General features: G+C 70.3%; 20 protein-coding genes and 1 tRNA gene. 10 read left to right on the top strand and 11 right to left on the bottom strand.

Going from position 1 to position 16,048, the window contains the following annotated elements; genetic code table 11:
* Nucleotides 1-750, bottom strand: a 750-nt coding sequence (locus GJ634_RS09415; RefSeq protein ID WP_157502452.1) for an AAA family ATPase, incomplete at its 3' end; no start/stop codon positions are given.
* 355 nt (nucleotides 751-1,105) lie between these two features.
* Between GJ634_RS09415 and GJ634_RS09410 the strand changes: the two genes are divergently transcribed.
* Together GJ634_RS09410 and GJ634_RS09405 are read left to right on the top strand one after the other, a co-directional pair.
* A tRNA-Ser gene (locus GJ634_RS09410) sits at nucleotides 1,106-1,187 on the top strand.
* A gap of 92 nt (nucleotides 1,188-1,279) precedes the next feature.
* A complete protein-coding gene (locus GJ634_RS09405) occupies nucleotides 1,280-1,606 on the top strand; it encodes a DUF5785 family protein (protein WP_197425469.1) in 327 nt (108 codons plus the stop codon).
* A 50-nt stretch (nucleotides 1,607-1,656) separates the two neighbouring features.
* Here GJ634_RS09405 and udk read toward each other — a convergent pair whose 3' ends face one another.
* Nucleotides 1,657-2,358: a uridine kinase gene (gene udk / locus GJ634_RS09400; RefSeq protein ID WP_157502450.1), complete on the bottom strand. Its 702-nt coding sequence runs from the start codon at nucleotides 2,356-2,358 to the stop codon at nucleotides 1,657-1,659.
* 160 nt (nucleotides 2,359-2,518) lie between these two features.
* On the opposite strand from udk, the gene GJ634_RS09395 reads away from it, so the two are divergent.
* From GJ634_RS09395 to GJ634_RS09385, 3 genes are all read left to right on the top strand, one after another.
* Nucleotides 2,519-3,064 (top strand): cyclic nucleotide-binding/CBS domain-containing protein, encoded by a 546-nt coding sequence (locus GJ634_RS09395; protein ID WP_157502448.1) that lies wholly within the window; start codon nucleotides 2,519-2,521, stop codon nucleotides 3,062-3,064.
* 186 nt (nucleotides 3,065-3,250) lie between these two features.
* Nucleotides 3,251-4,447, top strand: a complete 1,197-nt coding sequence (locus tag GJ634_RS09390; protein WP_157502446.1) for a phosphoglycerate kinase — start codon at nucleotides 3,251-3,253, stop codon at nucleotides 4,445-4,447.
* Between the two features lie 49 nt (nucleotides 4,448-4,496).
* Nucleotides 4,497-5,030 carry a GNAT family N-acetyltransferase gene (locus tag GJ634_RS09385; RefSeq protein ID WP_157502444.1) on the top strand — a complete coding sequence of 178 codons (534 nt, stop codon included), beginning with the start codon at nucleotides 4,497-4,499 and terminating at the stop codon, nucleotides 5,028-5,030.
* A gap of 136 nt (nucleotides 5,031-5,166) precedes the next feature.
* Here GJ634_RS09385 and GJ634_RS09380 read toward each other — a convergent pair whose 3' ends face one another.
* A complete protein-coding gene (locus tag GJ634_RS09380; RefSeq protein WP_157502442.1) occupies nucleotides 5,167-5,400 on the bottom strand; it encodes a DUF2249 domain-containing protein in 234 nt (77 codons plus the stop codon).
* A gap of 109 nt (nucleotides 5,401-5,509) precedes the next feature.
* On the opposite strand from GJ634_RS09380, the gene GJ634_RS09375 reads away from it, so the two are divergent.
* Together GJ634_RS09375 and GJ634_RS09370 are read left to right on the top strand one after the other, a co-directional pair.
* Nucleotides 5,510-5,743, top strand: coding sequence for a hypothetical protein (locus tag GJ634_RS09375; RefSeq protein ID WP_157502440.1), 234 nt, complete (start codon nucleotides 5,510-5,512; stop codon nucleotides 5,741-5,743).
* Between the two features lie 49 nt (nucleotides 5,744-5,792).
* Nucleotides 5,793-6,788 carry a DUF5784 family protein gene (locus GJ634_RS09370; protein ID WP_331714085.1) on the top strand — a complete coding sequence of 332 codons (996 nt, stop codon included), beginning with the start codon at nucleotides 5,793-5,795 and terminating at the stop codon, nucleotides 6,786-6,788.
* Here the strand turns inward: GJ634_RS09370 and GJ634_RS09365 are convergent.
* On the bottom strand, nucleotides 6,785-8,740 hold the full coding sequence (locus tag GJ634_RS09365) for a bacterio-opsin activator domain-containing protein (protein WP_157502438.1): 1,956 nt from the start codon (nucleotides 8,738-8,740) through the stop codon (nucleotides 6,785-6,787). The two genes, GJ634_RS09370 and GJ634_RS09365, sit on opposite strands and share 4 nt — an antisense overlap.
* Nucleotides 8,741-8,833: 93 nt before the next feature.
* On the bottom strand, nucleotides 8,834-8,962 hold the full coding sequence (locus GJ634_RS16450) for a hypothetical protein (RefSeq protein ID WP_269449529.1): 129 nt from the start codon (nucleotides 8,960-8,962) through the stop codon (nucleotides 8,834-8,836).
* A 104-nt stretch (nucleotides 8,963-9,066) separates the two neighbouring features.
* On the opposite strand from GJ634_RS16450, the gene GJ634_RS09360 reads away from it, so the two are divergent.
* Nucleotides 9,067-11,463, top strand: a complete 2,397-nt coding sequence (locus tag GJ634_RS09360; protein ID WP_157502436.1) for an ATP-dependent DNA helicase — start codon at nucleotides 9,067-9,069, stop codon at nucleotides 11,461-11,463.
* Here the strand turns inward: GJ634_RS09360 and GJ634_RS09355 are convergent.
* Nucleotides 11,460-12,425 carry a Gfo/Idh/MocA family protein gene (locus GJ634_RS09355; protein ID WP_157502434.1) on the bottom strand — a complete coding sequence of 322 codons (966 nt, stop codon included), beginning with the start codon at nucleotides 12,423-12,425 and terminating at the stop codon, nucleotides 11,460-11,462. The genes GJ634_RS09360 and GJ634_RS09355 overlap by 4 nt on opposite strands.
* Nucleotides 12,426-12,530: 105 nt before the next feature.
* Here GJ634_RS09355 and GJ634_RS15500 point away from each other — a divergent pair, with 105 nt between their 5' ends.
* The gene (locus tag GJ634_RS15500) at nucleotides 12,531-12,698 is read left to right on the top strand and encodes an HEWD family protein (RefSeq protein ID WP_197425468.1); all 168 of its coding nucleotides are present in this window, start codon (nucleotides 12,531-12,533) and stop codon (nucleotides 12,696-12,698) included.
* Here the strand turns inward: GJ634_RS15500 and GJ634_RS09350 are convergent.
* Nucleotides 12,695-12,907: a helix-turn-helix domain-containing protein gene (locus GJ634_RS09350; RefSeq protein WP_157502433.1), complete on the bottom strand. Its 213-nt coding sequence runs from the start codon at nucleotides 12,905-12,907 to the stop codon at nucleotides 12,695-12,697. The two genes, GJ634_RS15500 and GJ634_RS09350, sit on opposite strands and share 4 nt — an antisense overlap.
* Nucleotides 12,908-12,996: 89 nt before the next feature.
* On the opposite strand from GJ634_RS09350, the gene GJ634_RS09345 reads away from it, so the two are divergent.
* Complete coding sequence (locus GJ634_RS09345) at nucleotides 12,997-13,512, top strand: acyltransferase (RefSeq protein ID WP_157502431.1); 516 nt, start codon at nucleotides 12,997-12,999, stop codon at nucleotides 13,510-13,512.
* Here GJ634_RS09345 and GJ634_RS09340 read toward each other — a convergent pair.
* The 4 genes from GJ634_RS09340 to GJ634_RS15495 all read right to left on the bottom strand — a co-directional run.
* Entirely contained in the window at nucleotides 13,509-13,667 is a 159-nt protein-coding gene (locus GJ634_RS09340) for a hypothetical protein (protein ID WP_157502429.1), read from the bottom strand. The two genes, GJ634_RS09345 and GJ634_RS09340, sit on opposite strands and share 4 nt — an antisense overlap.
* Before the next feature lie 402 nt (nucleotides 13,668-14,069).
* A complete protein-coding gene (locus tag GJ634_RS09335) occupies nucleotides 14,070-14,846 on the bottom strand; it encodes a mechanosensitive ion channel domain-containing protein (protein WP_157502427.1) in 777 nt (258 codons plus the stop codon).
* A gap of 1 nt (nucleotide 14,847) precedes the next feature.
* A complete protein-coding gene (gene dacZ, locus GJ634_RS09330; protein WP_157502425.1) occupies nucleotides 14,848-15,660 on the bottom strand; it encodes a diadenylate cyclase DacZ in 813 nt (270 codons plus the stop codon).
* An 89-nt stretch (nucleotides 15,661-15,749) separates the two neighbouring features.
* The coding region (locus GJ634_RS15495; protein ID WP_197425467.1) for a hypothetical protein at nucleotides 15,750-16,048 on the bottom strand (299 nt) is incomplete at its 5' end.

Raw genomic sequence — 16,048 nt, 5'->3', positions numbered from 1 at the left:
CCCGCGGTCGCGGGCGGCGAGCGCCGCGCACTGCGGGATGACGCCGTCCTCGAGGACGTCCCCGCGGAGGCCGCGCTCGGCGCGGTCCGTGAGAATCGTGACGAGTTCGTTCGCGTCGTACGGCGGGAACTTGATCTCGCGCTCGCAGAGCGTGTCCTGGACTTTCGGCGAGAGATCGTTGCGGAACGTGTAGTCGTTGGAGATGCCGACGACGGCGACCTGCGAGTCCTCGATGTTGCCGTTCGTCTTCGCGCGCGGCAACTGGTAGAGCAGCATGTCGTCGTCGCCGAGGTTGTCGATCTCGTCGAGCACGATGAGCACGGTGCCCTCGCGAGCTTCGATTTCGTCGAACAGCGCGTTCAGCACGTCCGACGTCGACAGCCCCGTGGTGAGCGGGTCGCGGTCGGTGTCCGCACGGAGTTCGTTCACGAGCGCGATGGCGGCCTGGTACGACGACGGGTGGTGGTGGCAGTTCACTTCCACGCTCACCACGTCGTCGACGCCCTCGCGGTCCCCGGCCTCGTACTCGAGGGCGTCCATCATGTACCGCGTCACCGCGGTCTTGCCGACACCGGTCTTCCCGTAGACGAAGACGTTGTCGGGCTCCCAGCCGTCGACGACGTCCTGGAGGGCGTTGGCGTACTGGTCGATTTCCTCGTCGCGTTCGAGGATCTCCTCGGGCTCGTAGTGGTCCTTGAGGACGTCCTTGTTGGTGAACAGCTCGACGCGGTCGCGGAACGGCGTCTTCATCGCTTGCGAGTCGCTTTCTGCCCGCCCACCATAATACCCTCGGTTCTATCGTTTCCGTTGTTTCGCGTGTTCGCTCTGTTCCCCGCGTCACTCACCCACTGCGTCCAACCCCGGCAATCACGTAGTGCACGCCCGGAACGCCGTGCCACGGAACCTCTCCCCGCCGGCCGCCTCCGCCAGAACACTTGCAAAACGGGGTGGGCGTGTGTCGGGCCACCCGCCACCACCACGAGAATCGAGTCGAACCGACCACCCCCACGACCGCCACAGAACACTCGAAATCCGGGGGAGGGGCGTTCCCGAACGCCGGACAACGACAGTTTGAACCGTCCACTCGTCGTACGGTCGCTCGCGCGGTGAGGTGGCAGAGCGGCCTATTGCGCCGGTCTTGAAAACCGGTGGCGTCAGCCTCATGGGTTCAAATCCCATCCTCACCGCTGGCTTTCTGCGCGCGTCGACCCGGCGAGCCGCTGGAATCCCCGACGCGGATTGAGAAACGGTTTTGAGGCAGGCGGCGAAGGACACGAGTATGGCAGAGATGGAAGACCCCTCCGGCCGGGACTGGGTCCACGACCCCGACGGCGAGAAGGGCAGCGAGGGCGGCCGAAACTACGACATGGCGGTGCTCTCGAAGATGGTCGACGAGGACGACGACTTCCCGCTCGAGAAGGAGGCGTTCCTCGCGGAGTTCGGCGAGTGGCCGGTCCGCGTCAACCACGAGAAGGTGCTCTCGGTGAACGAGATCTTCGAACACGTCGAGGAAGACGAGTTCGAGACGAAGGTCGCGTTCCACAAGGCCGTCGGCGACGGGCTGCGGCGCGCGAACGTCTGGGACTACCACCCGCCGGAACGGTAGCCGCCCGACAGTCGCTAAAATAACCTGTAACCGCGGACTGCTCCTGCGAGCTACTTCGAGTCCTCGGGCGCGCCGACGTCGATCTCGCCGTCGCGCTCGTAGCGCTCGTCGTCGCCGCGCGCGGCCCACGCCGCCATCTCCGAGCTCTCGGCCTGTACTTTCTCCTCGAGGAGGTTGACGGCGACCGCGTTCGCGCCCTCCGGGATGATGATGTCGGCGTCCTTCTTCGTGGGTTCGATGAACTGCTCGTGCATCGGCTTCACCGTCGAGAGGTACTGGTCCATCACGCCCTCGAGGTCGCGGCCGCGCTCGACGACGTCGCGTTCGATGCGCCGGAGGATGCGGACGTCGGCGTCGGTCTCGACGTAGATGTGGAGGTCGAGCATGTCGTTGACGTCCTCGTCGTACAGCGCGAGAATCCCCTCGAGGACGATGACGTCGGTCGGTTCGACGGTCACACGTTCCTCCTTCCGGAGGTGCTCGGCGAAGTCGTACTGGGGCATCTCGACGGCCTGCCCGGAGAGCAAGGCGTCGAGGTGCTCGCGGAGGAGGTCCCACTCGAACGCCGAGGGGTGGTCGTAGTTGACGTTCGCCCGCTCCTCGAAGTCCATGTGGCTGAGGTCCTTGTAGTAGTTGTCCAGCGGGATGAGCGTCGCCGCCTCCTCGACGTTGTCGGTGATCTCGCGCGCTACCGTCGTCTTGCCGGCGCCCGTGCCCCCGGCGATGCCGATAGCGAACGACGGGATGGTCATTACTACACGAGAGCGCAGGCAGCGGTGTTGAATCCCGCGGTTCGCGGCCGCCACGCGTCTCGCTCCCACCACTCCGGGTTCGGTCCCAGAGACCTTCGACGCCGGACTGTATACGCGTTTTGGGAACACCTTTTAGCCCGACTGCGTGCTACGTGACCACATGGCACAGTTAGCGCTCAGGGACGTGCTCTCCCAGGAGTTCGTGGGGGTCAGCGAGTCCGACGAACTCCTCGACGCCGTCGAACTGATGCGGGAAGAGAACACGAACAGCGCGGTCGTCCTCCGCGGCACCGACCCGGTCGGCGTCGTCACCGCAGAGACCGTGATGGACGTCGTCCTCGACGGCCACGACCCGAACGCGGTCACGGCCGCCGACGTGATGGATGGGACGCCGGAGTCGCTGTCGCTCGACGCCTCGGTCGCGGACGCCGCGGACCTGATGGGGCGCACCGGCGACCCCCGGGTGCTGGTCGCGGACGACGACGGCGTCCACGGCGTCGTGGAGGCGAAAGACATCGCGCCGACCGTGGAGAAGCGGATTCGCGGCGCGCCCGCAGCCCCGTCGGCGCCACCGGGCGGCGCCGACCGCGCGGACTCCGGGGACAGCTACGGCGAGCAGGGCGTCTGCGAGAGCTGCGGCGGGCTCGCCCACGAGCTCGTCGAGGTCAACGGCCAGCTCCTCTGCCCGGAGTGTCAGCCGGTCTGACCGCCAGCTCCCGGACACAGCCCCGCCCCGACCACCGGCCCCGAAACTCGCCCCGAACCGAACACCACCCCTGAGCACGCGACCGCCGGCAGACGTTTACTCGCGTCCGGATACCCGAATTCGGGCGCGTGACTGTCCGCGACGGACAGAAACGCCTATGCCCGCCGCTTCACTCGGTCCCACCACATGGCGATACGGACCCTCGACGACCTCGACGCGGCCGACGCCGCGGTCGGGGTGCGGGTCGACATCAACAGCCCGCTGGCCGAGGACGGAACGCTCGCCGACGACGCCCGCCTGCGAGCGCACGTGGACACGCTCGACGAACTGCTCGACCGCGGGGCGCGGGTCGCGGTGCTCGCCCACCAGGGGCGGCCGGGCGGCGACGAGTTCGCGCGCCTCGAACCGCACGCCGACCGGCTCGACGAGCTCCTCGACAACCCGGTCTCGTACTGCGACGCTACCTTCTCCGCGGAAGCCAGGGACGCCGTCGACGCGCTCGACTCGGGGACGGCGGTCCTCCTCGAGAACACGCGGTTCTACAGCGAGGAGTACATGGAGTTCCCCGCCGACCGCGCCGCGGAGACGTTCCTCGTCGCGCGGCTCGCCCCCGTACTGGACGCGTTCGTCAACGACGCGTTCGCGGCCGCGCACCGCTCGCAGCCGTCGCTGGTGGGGTTCCCGGAGCTGCTGGCTTCGTACGCGGGCCGCGTGATGGAGACGGAGCTGGACGTGCTCGGCGCCATCGAGGAGACGCCGACGCCGCGGACGTACGTCGTCGGCGGCGCGAAGGTCCCGGACTCCGTGACGGTCGTCGAGCACGCGCTCGCGAACGACCTCGCGGACCACGTGCTCGTGACCGGCGTCGTGGCGAACGTCTTCCTCACGGCGGCGGGCGTAGACATCGGGCACACGAGCACGGAGTTCGTCCACGACCGCGGCTACGAGACGGAGATCGAGCGCGCAGACGACCTCCTCTACGAGTACGGCAACCACATCCACGTCCCGCAGGACGTCGCCGTCGAGCGCGACGGCGAGCGCGTCGAACTCGGGGTCGAGGAACTCCCGCCGGGGCGCGACGAGCCGGTGCAGGATGTCGGCAGCGACACGGTCGACGCGTACGCCGATATCCTCAGCGAGACCGGGACGGCGGTCCTGAACGGGCCGGCCGGCGTCTTCGAGGAGGAAGCGTTCGCGGCCGGGACGCGGGGCATCTTCGAGGCGGCGACCGAGGCCGAGTACACCATCGTCGGCGGCGGCGACACGGCCGCGGCCATCCGACAGTTCGGGCTCTCGGGGTTCGAGCACGTCAGCACCGGCGGCGGCGCGGCGCTGCGGCTGCTCACGGGCGAGTCGCTGCCGGCCGTGGAGGCGCTCCGATGACGCGAACCAACGCTCGCGGCGCTGCGCCGCCGTCCGCGGGGGACTGCTGATGGACGTGACGGCTGCGGCCGGCGAGGACGTCGGAGCCGTCACGGAGCTGTGGGTCGCGCTCGCCCGCGAGCAGCGCGACCACGACTCGCACTTGCTCGCCGGGGAGAACCGCGAGCAGGCCCGCGACCTCGTCGCGCAGTACGTCCACACCGGGGACTGCGCGGTCGCTCGGACCGGCGGTCAGCCCGTGGGGTTCGTGATGTTCCACGTCGAGACGGGCTTTTTCGAGACCGACGCGACCCGGGGAGTCGTGGACAACGTCTACGTGCTGCCGGAGGCGCGCGGCGACGGCGTAGGGTCGGCGCTACTCGACTACGCTGAAGCACAACTCCGGGAGGACGGCGCCGACACGCTCGCGGTCGAAGCGCTCTGGGACAACGAGGCCGCGCGCCGCCTCTACGAGCGCCGCGGGTACGCGCCACACCGCGTCACGCTGGAGAAATCCGTGGACGGCGGGAACAGCGATGTGGACGGCGAGAACGGAGACGCGGCCGGGAACGACGACGCGCCGGGGGACGCGTCGTCGGAGTAGTCCGCGTCACAGGAACGAACGCCGACAACTAGATGGAATTGCCGGCGCGACGCCGGCGGAGGCGGTGGATGGCGACGCGGTCAGGTGGTGGGCACGACGCAGTCAGGTGGTGGGTGGCGACGCGAGCAGGCGGCGGTCAGGCTTTCGGGAGTTTCGCGACGAACTCGTCGGGGCCGCGCTGTTCGACCTCGTAGGCGTCGGCGTCGAAGGAGTCGACTTCCGCCTGCATCTCGTAGAACAGCGGCTTCGGCTCGTGGTCGTTGACGAGTTCGAGCGCTTCGCCGCTGTCCAGTTCGTCGAAGGCGTCGTGTATCTTGGGGTGGCGCTCCGGCGGCGGGACGTCTCGCAGGTCGAGTGTTTTCGCTGTCATCGCAGGTGAGCGTTCGGCGCCGTCGCGGGTGCGTGTTCTCCCGAACGTGTTCGTCCGCGCCGGCGGAATCGCCGAAACACTCATCACAGATGGTGTGTTATACGTTACCATGCAACTCGAAGAGACCGAACTCCGGCTGGGCCAACCGGTACGCGTCGCCCGGCAGTCCGCAGACAAGGCGAAACTCGCGGTCCACGGCTACGACCGCCACCAGCACTTCGGCGACGACGGCGTCGTCACCGACGTGCGTCCCGGCAGCGACGAACCGCGGGTCGTCGTGCGCTTCGACGACTACGGCCGCGACGCCGTCACGTACCGCCCCGAAGAGCTCGAGTCCGTCTGACGCACGGCGCCGACGACAGACTCATCCCTGCCGCTGGCCTACTCCGCGTGTGGCGAAACCGTTGCGGTTCCGGCGGTCGACCGAGTCGTGGAGTGCCGACAGCGTCCGCGACCAGCTCCAACGGGACCTCGACGACAACCTCGGCGCGAGCAGCTCGACGCCGTGGTTCAAACCCCCCGAGGGGTACGAGGCGCGGCGCTTCGACGTGGACAACGGCGACACCGCGCTGTTCTGCTGGAACCGCGACGGCGGCTGGTGGCTCGGCAACACGGAGACACCCGAGGCGCTGTGGCGGACGGACAAGCAGTCGTTCTCCGAGGCCCCCGACGACGTCTCCGAGTGGGCCCAGCGCGAGTTCCTCGCGGAACTCCACGACGAGGACCCGTGGCTCGCCGACTACCCCACGCTGTCGTGGTTCTTCCTGCCCGTCTTCATGTCCAAGGACGGCCGCGAGACGACCCGCGCGTTCTTCAGCGAGCACGCCGCGGGCTTCCCCGACGCCGACCCCGCGGCCGCGCTGTCCTTCTACGAGTCGTTCCTCGACACCGGGATTCTCGACGACGAACGGCACGTGATGGCGGGGAAGCTCGGCACCTCCGAGTTCCTCGACGTGGCGCGCGCGAGCGCCGCGATGAGCGAGTTCCACGCGGCGTGGCTGCTCCACGAGGCCGGCTACGAGATTACGCCCGAGATCGAGGTGACGACGGGACACTCGCTGGACTTCCGCGCGGACCGCGACGGCGAACACGGCGTGCTCGTCGAAGTGACCCGTCCCGTCCCGACGAACGACCGCGCCGCCGACACCCCGATTCGCGCGGTCAAGGAGACCGCGGCGACGAAGACCGGCGGCCAGCTGGAGGAGCACGGCGGCGGCGCCGTCCTGTTCGTGGACTGCTCGTCGTTCCCCGACGACGAGTGGCGCCGCGTCCGCGGCGAACAGCCCGACGTCGGCCACCGGCCCGCGGTGGTCTTCCGCGTCCGACCCGACGGCACCGTGGACGGCTACACGAAGGGGTCGGTGCCGCTCTCGCTTCCGCAGTTCTAGTCGTCCGGGTCGTCGCCGACGAGCCCCGCGAAGATCTTCCGCTGAGCGGCGCGCAGGTGTTGGGAGAACGTCGGCGCGGAGATGTCCAGCGACGCCGCGACGTCCTCGCCGCTGGTCGCGCGCGGCCACTCGAAGAACCCCGCGAAGTACGCCGTCTCGACGACCGTGCGCTGGCGGTCGGTGAGCTCCTCGGACCAGACGTCCGCGAGCCGGCCCGGCCGCTCGTCGCGGTCGGTGACCTGCCGGCGCGCCACCGCCTCCGCGGAGTCGTACTCCTCCTGTAGCGCGTCGACGACCTCCCGCACGTCCGCGTCCTGCGGGAACTGCGCGGTCAGCTTGAGTTCGTCGCCGACGACGACCCGCCGGACCGACCCCCCGAGCGACGCGACCGTGGACATCAGCGGCGGGTCCGAGAGCCGGAGCTCGAACCGGACGCCGTCGACGTCCTCGCCGACGACCGAGACCGACTCCCAGAACGGCACCGTCTCCGTCAGCCGTTCGACGTCGTCGAGGCCGTCCTCGGCGACCGTCCCGTAGACGAGGAACTCGTCGTCGTCGACGGATATCGTCTGCTCGAACTCGATCGGCGTCTCCGGCACCGCCCCGGCGCCGATGGCGTCCCCCACGTCCCGGATGCGGAACTCCAGTTCGACGACCGCGTCGCTCATCAGCGCCTGCTTGCGCTCGGCGGCCGCGATGGCGTGCCCGACGAGGTTCCCGAGGTGTTCGACGACGTTCCGCTCCTGCTCGCGGAAGGCGTTCGACCGGTCGGCGTACACGTTCAACACCCCGTAGACGGTGTCCTCGTGGCGAATCGGGATGGCGGCCGACGACTGGAAGTCGTACTCGTCCGCGAGGTCGCGCCACGGCTCGTAGTCGTCGTCCTCGAAGACGTTCTGGACCGTCTGTATCTCTCCAGTCCGGAGCGCGCGAGCCGTCGGCCCCCGACCGCTGGAGTCCTCGGGGTCGACGGACAGCGACGCGTCCTCGAGGTAGCCGTCGGTGCCGGCGCTCGCGCGCACGTTCACCGCTTCCGTCTCGGGGTCGGGCTCGCCCACCCACGCGAACTCGTAGGACTGCGACGCCGCGAGGCGCTGGCAGGCGATGCGCTCGATCTCCTCGCGGGTGGACTGGTCGACGACCGCGCTCGCGACCTCGTGGACGACGTCGTTGAGCTGGTTCAGCGCCGCGAGGCGTTCGCGCTGGGCCTCCAGTTGTCGCTCGTACTCGCGCTGCTCCGTGACGTCCCGCGTGTAGACGACGAACCCGCCGATGGCGGGCTCGTCGCGGAGGTTGCGTGCGCGGCCGTCCAGGAAGACCCACGAACCGTCCGCGCTCCGGAACCGGAAGTCGACGGTCGCGCGGTAGTCGTCGTCGCCGGCCAGCCGGTCGAACGCCTCGCGGACCGCGGCGCGGTCGTCGGGGTGGATGTACTCGAAGGCGTCCTCGCCGACCAGCTCGTCGGGGTCGTAGCCGAGCACGTACTCGACGGACGGCGTGACGTACCGGACGGTGCCGTCCGGGTCGACGATGGCGTTGACGTCCGTCGACTCCTCGATGAGCGTCTCGTAGCGCTGCTGCTCGCGGCGGTGCGCGCGCCGCTCGATGGCGTGGTGGATCGAGCGCACGAGCAGCTCGGCGTTGATCTCGTCTTTCGCGAGGAACTCCTCGGCGCCACGCCGCAGCGCCTCCCGCCCGACCTCGCGGTCGGTGAGCTTGGTGAGGACGACGACCGGCACGTCCTCGTGGTGGTCGAGCAGCGTCGACAGCGTCTCCAGCCCGGAGCTCTCGGGGAGGTCGAGGTCGAGGAGCACGACGTCGGCGCCCGCGTCGTCGAGGTGGTCGAGGGCGTCGGCGAGGCTGCGCTCGTGGACGACGGGGTCGGCCGCCGCCGCGCCGTCGTCCGTGTCGACGAGCGCGTCGTCGTCGAACGAGCGGGCCGCCAGCGACACCGCGTCGTCGAGCAGCTCCCGGACGTGGCGGGCGTCCCCCCGGGTCGTCCTCGACGAGCAGGATGCGTGGGTTGGCGTCGTCGCTCATCGGTCTCAGCCGCCGTCCGGCGAGCGTGTCGCGGGCGTCGGCGGGCACTGTTCGAGCGACCGAATCGCGTCGACGGACGCGTCGGGCGCGTCCTCGACCAGCGGGACGTCGACCTGGTCGCGGTGCTCAATCATCGCGTTGGTCCGTGTCGGAGACACTGGAGTAAAACGTTGCCCCTCCCCGGCGACCGTTCGGCAATCCGTACGTTCATACCGCGTGGCGCCCCACCCTCTACCGAATGGGCGACGACGACTGGCGGGAGTTCTTCGGGTTCGAGGAACCCTACGACCAGCAGGCCGACGCCATCGAGGCGGCCGTCGACGCCGGCGAGCGCGGCGGCTACCTCGCGATGGAGGGCCCCTGCGGGACGGGGAAGACGATGGCCGCGCTCACCGCGGCCGCCCAGCTCGTCCGGCGCACCGACGACTACGAGCGCGTGCTCGTGGTGACGCCCGTGAAACAGCAGCTCCAGCAGTTCGTCGCGGACCTCCGGCAGATGAACGCCGGGCTGGACGAGCCGCTGGACGGCGTCGCGCTCGTCGGGAAGCGGGACCTCTGCCCGTACGGCCGCGAGGACGTGTTCCCGCGGGACGCGAGCGTCCACGACCGCTGCGAGGACCTCCGGGAGTCCACCGCGGAGCTCGTGGAGGCCGACGGCGAGGGCGGGAGCTTCGACGGGCAGGACGCCCGCGAGTTGACGGAGCTGCGCACGACGGACGCGCTCGACGACCCGTGGTGGGACCCCGCGAAGGCGCGCGACCTCGCGCGTTCGGCTCGCGCGGACGCCAGCCACACGCTCTCCGAGAACCCGCTCCGGACCGACGGCGCGGACTCGCCGTACGTCCCCGTGCAGCCGAGCGCGCCCGAGGAGTTCGCGGACGGCGACCCGCCGCTGTTCTGTCCGTTCGAGGCCGACTGGTACGGTCGGAACAAGGGCTCGCCCGTCGGCTTCGACGTCGGCGACTACAACGTCGTCACGAGCGACGACTTCCTGCCCGCGGCCGTCGAGTACGGCACGTGCCCCCACCGCGTCCAGCAGGTCATGCTCGACCACGCGGACGTCGTCATCGGGAACTACAACCACCTCTTCGACCCGCAGACGCGCGGGCTCACCGAACACCTCCTCGACGAGCGCACGTTCGTCGTCGTCGACGAGGCCCACCGCCTCGAGGAGCGCGTGCGGGACCTGCTCTCGGATAGAGTTGGTCGACACACGCTCGCTCGCGCCCGCAACGACCTCCGGCAGTTGCTCACGACCGCCAAGCAGAGCGAGGCCAACCGCCAGCAAGTCAGCGACGAGTTGCAGAGCTACGAGGTCACCCTCGAAGCCGTCGAGGAGACCGTCGACTTCCTCGGCGACGTCGCGGAGTGGCTCGACGACCGGGTGGCGGAGTATCTCGCGAACGAGGGCCACGACCCGAACCGGCCACGCGACCTCCCCGAGCGCGACCACGAGATTCCGCTCCGCGACCCCGAGACCGACGAGCCGGACGAGCTCACGCGCTGGGCCGAAGAACAGGGGTACACGGGCGGCCTCTGGCGGTCGCTGGCGGACATCGGGACGGCCGTCGCGGCGATTCTGGAGGACGACGGCGACCGCTCGGCGGTCTGCGGCGCGGTCGGCGTCACCCTCCAGCGGTGGTGGGAGCGCGACCACGCGACGTACTTCCGGGAGATCGAGCTAGAGCACGCGCCGAAGGACTCCGGGCGCGCCGGCGCGGCGTGGGCCGAGACGTACACGCCCGCGCTGACGACGTACAACTGCATGCCGGCGCGGGCGCTCCGCGAGACGTTCGCGGGGCTCGGCGGCGGCGTGCTGATGAGCGCGACGCTCGAACCGCTGGACGTCTTCCGCGAGGTCACGGGACTCGACCGGCTGGAGGCGGGCGCGGGCGACGCCGACGCCCGGCCGGTCGTGGAGCGCCGGTACGACCTCCGGTTCCCCGAGGAGAACCGCGCGAGCTTCATCGTGGACGCGACGCCGTTCACCGCGCGCAACCGCGGCGACCCAACCGGCGAGAACGCCAACCAGACCCGCGAGCAGTACCGCTACGTCCTCCGCACCGTCGCGCGCTCCCCGGGGAACGTCCTCGTCTGCATGCCGAACTACCGGGAGGCGGCGTGGGCCGGGGACTACCTCGCGGACGCCGTCGAGAAGCCCGTGCTCGTCGACGAGTCCTCCAGCAACGAGGACACCGACGCGCTCAAGCGCCGGTTCTTCCGCGGCGACGGCAAGGTCCTCGTCACGAGCACGCGCGGGACGCTCACGGAGGGCGTCGACTACGACGGCGACAAGCTCGCGGCCTGCGCCGTCGTCGGCGTCCCGCTCGTCAACGTCGGGTCGCCGCGCGTGCGGGCCGTCCGCCGGGCGTACGCGGACGCCTTCGGCGAGGACCACGCCTTCGAGTACGCGCTCACGGTGCCCGCGGTCCGGCGCGCCCGGCAGGCCATCGGGCGCGTGATTCGCGGCCCCGAGGAGGTCGGCGTGCGCGCGTTCGTCGGCCGGCGGTACGTCGAGGGCGCGCGCCACTCCGTCTTCGAGTACCTCGGCCCCGGCGAGCGCGAGGAGTTCACGCGCATGACCCCGGAGTTCCTCGGCGACCAGCTAGACCTGTTCTGGAGCGAGCACGCTTAGAGCGGAATCGTCTCGCCGGTCGCGGACGACTCGTAGATGGCGTCGATAACGCGCATGTTGGCGACGGCTTCCTCGCCGTCCGTGAGTGGGTCGCGGTCGGCGGCGACGCTCGCGGCGAAGTGCTCGACCTCCCGCACGTAGGCGTCGACGGGGTCGAAGGTCTCCTCGACGGTCTTCTCGTCGGTTCCCCAGCGGAGCGTGGTCGCTGCGCCGCCGGGGTTGAACGCGGTGTCGGCCTCCAGCCAGCCGTCGGTGCCCTCGACGCGGTACGTCTGATGGTGGGGGGTCTCGAAGCTGGCTTCTATCGTGGCGGTGGCGCCGTCGTCGAACTCGAGTGAGGCGGCGACGTCGGTGTCGACGGCGGCGTCGCGGCTGTCGTGGGTGTGCCCGGAGACGAGCGCGGGTTCGCCGAGGAACGTGCGGACGGCGTTGACGGGGTAGCAGCCGACGTCCATGAGCGCGCCGCCCGCGAGGTCGGGGTCGAGGCGGACGTCCGGACCGTCCCCGAGCTGGAAACTGAACTCCGCGTGGACGTGCCGGAGGTCGCCGAGTTCCTCGCGGGCGACCTCGACCGCCCGGACGGTCCGCGGGTGGTAGCGGTACATGAACGCCTCCATCAGCGTGACGCCGGCGTCCGCGCAGTGCTCGGCGACGTCGACGGCTTCCTCGGCGTCCGCGGCGAGGGGCTTCTCGCAGAGGACGTGGAGGCCGGCGTCGGCGGCGCGCTTCGCCCACTCGGCGTGCAGGCCGTTCGGGAGCGGGACGTAGACGGCGTCGACGTCCGCTTCGAGGAGGGCGTCGTAACTGTCGTACGACTCGGGGATGTCGTGGCGGTCGGCGAACGCGGCCGCGGCGTCCGCGGTCCGTGAGGCGACCGCGCGGACCTCGTGGTCGGTCTGTCGGATCGCGGGTACGACTGCGTCGTCGGCGATGTGCGCCGTGGAGAGAATGCCGAACTGCATGCCGGAACCCGGACGCCCCGGCGCCGTAACTGTTTGGACCGACGGCCGTCGAAGGCGCTGTCGTGGACAGAACACTGAAGCCCGCGGACCGACTGCGTACGCGTGATGGCCGAAATTCGAGCCCCGAAGGAGCGCACGTGCACGCAGTGCGGGCGCTCCGAGCGCTGGGACGAGGACGCGGGCAACTGGCGGGTCGACGACGAGGTGGGCGACGTCTACTGCGTCCACTCGTGGGACGTGACGGGGTCGTTCACCCCCGTCGAGGAGTCCTAGAGCGGGCGCGCGGTGACGTAGCTGTCGCCGTCCTGCTCCACGAGGCCGCGGCTGCGCAGCGTCTTCAGCACGCTGTACAGCGTGATGCGCGGCACGTCGAGTTCGCCGTGGAGTTCGTCCAGCGTCGCGCTCTCGTTCGTGGAGAGGTAGAGGTAGACCAGCTTCCCGCGCGGCGACTCCACCCCGGTCGGCAGCTGTCGAGTAGACATTCGTCGTTTGCCGACTGTAGTTCGACGATAATAAATCCTACCTTCGACAGTAGTCGTAGACTCGCGGCGTGCCGGGAACACGTAGGTTCATGGCGGCCGCACGCGAACCCGCGACCGTGTCGCGCCACGACCGCCTCGACCGCCACCCGACGCCCGGCCCGCGGAACTCCCTCTGGCAGTGGCCGGACGCCAAACACCCGCTCCGGGTCGCGCTCAACTACGTCGTCGTCGTGCTCGCGCGCGTCTGCCCGAGCCTCCGCGCGAAGAACTGGCTGCTTCGCCGACTCGGCGTCACCGTCGGCGACGGCGCCGCGTGGGGGCTGGAGTCGACGCCCGACGTCTTCTGGCCCGAACTGATTACGGTCGGCGAGGACGCCGTCGTCGGCTACGACGCCACGCTGCTCTGCCACGAGTTCCTGCAGGACGAGTACCGCACCGGCGAGGTCGTCGTCGGCGACCGCGCGATGGTCGGCGCCGGCGCCGTCGTCCTCCCCGGCGTGACGATCGGCGAGGACGCACAGGTCGCCGCGAACTCGTTGGTCGTCGAAGACGTGCCGGCCGGCGAAACCGTCGCCGGCGTCCCCGCGGAACCGCTGGACCGCTAGCGGGCCGCGCTGACTCGCTTCGCGGCGTCCTCGCCGTAGCTCCCCGGGAGGAACGCGCCAGTCACAGCTAACCCAGTGAGGCACGCGAACGCACCGCCGACCGACAGCGACCCCACCGTTCGCAGCGCGGGGTCGACGGAGACGCCCGCGACCACGGCGGCCAGCGCGAACGCCAGGAACGCCAGCGCGAACGCCGTCCGCGTCCCCCGGAAGTAGACCGCCGACGCGCACCAGAACGCCCGCAGCCGGCGGGCGGAACGGCGCGCCGTCGCTCGTCGCCGCGTCCGCGAGCCCGGCCGCGCCCGCCGCCGCAGTCGCGCCCGCCGCGTACGCGAGCACGCCCGCGACCGCGAGCAGGTAGACGCCCGCTTCCTCCCACACCGAGAACGAGCCCGCGGCGACGGTTATCAGGACCGCGGCGAGCGCGCCGAACAGCAGCGTCCACCGCGACCCGCGCTCGCGGGCCCACGCCCGGCGTTCGGCGCTCGCCACGACCGCACACCCGCCAGCCGTCAGAAGGGCCCAACCGCCGACGGCGACCCCGGTCGCGACCAGACTCATTCGCGCACCAGGACGACGCCGCGCTCGAACACGAGGTGGTTCGGGAGGAGGTACTCCCGGCCGTTGTCCTCCACGCGCGTCACGAACACGTTCACCTCCTGGACGATGCCCTCGTGTTCGCCGATGGCGACGCGGTCCCCGATGCCGTACGGCTGCCGCAACAGCAGGTAGACGCCGGCCGCCGCGGACGTCAACAGCTGGTGGGTTGCGACGGCGGTGAACACGACCAGCGCCGCGACGTACGCCAGCAGCAACACGAGCAGCGCCTCGATGGCCACCCCGACCTGGGAGAGCGCGACCAGCGCCGCGACGAACAGCACGCTGTACTTCACGACCTTCGGGACGACCGACATCTCCGGGACCTTCACGCTCCGCAGCCGCTCGCTGACGAACAGCTCCGCCTTGTCGCCCGCGATGACGCCGAAGAACAGCACCACGACCGCGATGACGACCGACGGGAGGAAGCCGACGACGGGGTACCAGACCGCGTCCTGCACCGTGAGCTGGGCGACCTCGAGCGCGACCAGCACCGCGAACACGTAGATGATCCACGACGTCAGCCGCGCGACCAGCGACACCGTCGACGACCCGACGTCGTGGGCCATCCGCTCGATGCTCGTCCCCTCGACCGCGTCGTCGACGCCGAGCGCCAGCAGCAGGCGCTCGTTCACGCGGCCGACGAGGTAGCCGAGCGCGAGCCCCGCGAACAGCGTGGCGACGCCGAGCACGTACCGGAAGTCGGGGTCCAGTACCGGACTGAGGTCGACTTGCATGTCAGTACTCCTCTGGGTCGAGTTCGAGCACGAGTTCGCCGCCCTTGAACGCCCGCACGAGGCCGTCGGACTCCGAGAGCACGATCGCGACCGCGGTCGTGTCCCGCGTGATGGCGCCCGCGGCCATGTGGCGCGCGCCCAGCCCCTTCGGGATGTCCGTCCCCTCCGCGCTCGGTTCGAGGTAGCGGTACGCGCTCACGATCTTCCCGGAGTCGCTGATGACGAACGCGCCGTCCAGCCGCGAGAACTCCTTCAGCATCACGTTCACGATGGGGTCGCCGACGTGGACGTGGCTCTTCTCGAAGGGGTTGTACGACAGCGGCCGGGACTTGTTCATCACCTTCCCGGCGTCCCCGACGACGAACAGCGCGCCGACGGGCTTGCCCTTCTGCCCCTTCTGCCCGAGTTCGATGGCGACCTCGAAGACGTCCCGGATGACCCCGGGCTCGGCCCGCGAGTTCGCGAACAGGTCGTAGATGCCGGAGTGACGGGACTCGTCGACCTTCGTGCGCGCGACCATGTCGACGCCGTCGCCGAACAGCGGCGCCGCACAGCCGAGCTCGTCGCCGTCCTCGACGGCGCCCTCCGAGAGCGCGCCCTCGATGCCGAACCGGATGCGCTCTTTGACGTCGTCGAACGCCAGCGGCAGCTCGACGAACGTCTCCGCGCCGACGGCGTTCTCCGTGGCGACGACCACCACGTCCGCGCCCTCGACGTCTTTCACGCGGTCGTAGTACGCGCCGCTCGGCGAGAACACGAGCAACGCGTCGATGCCGTCGAGCACGTCCTCGAGGAGCTCCGGTGGCCTGGCCATTACTCGATTGGAGCCGCCCCACGCGCAAAAAGGTTAGCGCCCGTCGTCTCCCCGTCTGACGGTGGCACGCCGAAACCCCCTCGCCCCCGCTACGCGTCCGTCACGGCTCGTTCGTGGGCCGCCTCCCGGAGTTCGGCCGTCACGCGGTCCGCGACGGGCGGAATCGCCTCCGCCACGTGGGTCGCGAGCGCGTAGCCAGCGACGGCGTTCCGGACGTTCTCTCGGTCCGGCAGCTCGTCGCCGTAGGAGTACTGCGGGTTGCCCGCGAGCGCTCGCTCGGCGTCGCGCAGCGCCCGCCGAGCCCACCCCGCGAACGCGTCGGTCAGCGCGCGCGGCTCCATCCCCTCCGTCTCCTCGACGGCGTCGACCGCCCGCTCGCGGACGTCGA

Origin of the sequence: Halobacterium sp. CBA1126, assembly GCF_009741975.1 — an archaeon.
Lineage (GTDB): Archaea > Halobacteriota > Halobacteria > Halobacteriales > Halobacteriaceae > Halobacterium.
Note: the sequence above shows the minus strand (reverse complement) of the source record. Positions and strands in the feature narration are given on the sequence as shown.

Excerpts from the sequence above, each read along its gene's own strand:
- GJ634_RS16450 (WP_269449529.1), bottom strand. The coding sequence starts at position 8,962 with ATGATTGAGCACCGCGACCAGGTCGACGTCCCGCTGGTCGAGGACGCG.
- GJ634_RS15500 (WP_197425468.1), top strand. The coding sequence starts at position 12,531 with ATGGCCGAAATTCGAGCCCCGAAGGAGCGCACGTGCACGCAGTGCGGG.
- dacZ (WP_157502425.1), bottom strand. The coding sequence starts at position 15,660 with ATGGCCAGGCCACCGGAGCTCCTCGAGGACGTGCTCGACGGCATCGAC.
- GJ634_RS09375 (WP_157502440.1), top strand. The coding sequence starts at position 5,510 with ATGCAACTCGAAGAGACCGAACTCCGGCTGGGCCAACCGGTACGCGTC.
- GJ634_RS09380 (WP_157502442.1), bottom strand. The coding sequence starts at position 5,400 with ATGACAGCGAAAACACTCGACCTGCGAGACGTCCCGCCGCCGGAGCGC.
- GJ634_RS09345 (WP_157502431.1), top strand. The coding sequence starts at position 12,997 with ATGGCGGCCGCACGCGAACCCGCGACCGTGTCGCGCCACGACCGCCTC.
- GJ634_RS09360 (WP_157502436.1), top strand. The coding sequence starts at position 9,067 with ATGGGCGACGACGACTGGCGGGAGTTCTTCGGGTTCGAGGAACCCTAC.
- GJ634_RS09350 (WP_157502433.1), bottom strand. The coding sequence starts at position 12,907 with ATGTCTACTCGACAGCTGCCGACCGGGGTGGAGTCGCCGCGCGGGAAG.
- GJ634_RS09335 (WP_157502427.1), bottom strand. The coding sequence starts at position 14,846 with ATGCAAGTCGACCTCAGTCCGGTACTGGACCCCGACTTCCGGTACGTG.
- GJ634_RS09395 (WP_157502448.1), top strand. The coding sequence starts at position 2,519 with ATGGCACAGTTAGCGCTCAGGGACGTGCTCTCCCAGGAGTTCGTGGGG.
- GJ634_RS09355 (WP_157502434.1), bottom strand. The coding sequence starts at position 12,425 with ATGCAGTTCGGCATTCTCTCCACGGCGCACATCGCCGACGACGCAGTC.
- udk (WP_157502450.1), bottom strand. The coding sequence starts at position 2,358 with ATGACCATCCCGTCGTTCGCTATCGGCATCGCCGGGGGCACGGGCGCC.
- GJ634_RS09390 (WP_157502446.1), top strand. The coding sequence starts at position 3,251 with ATGGCGATACGGACCCTCGACGACCTCGACGCGGCCGACGCCGCGGTC.
- GJ634_RS09405 (WP_197425469.1), top strand. The coding sequence starts at position 1,280 with ATGGCAGAGATGGAAGACCCCTCCGGCCGGGACTGGGTCCACGACCCC.
- GJ634_RS09385 (WP_157502444.1), top strand. The coding sequence starts at position 4,497 with ATGGACGTGACGGCTGCGGCCGGCGAGGACGTCGGAGCCGTCACGGAG.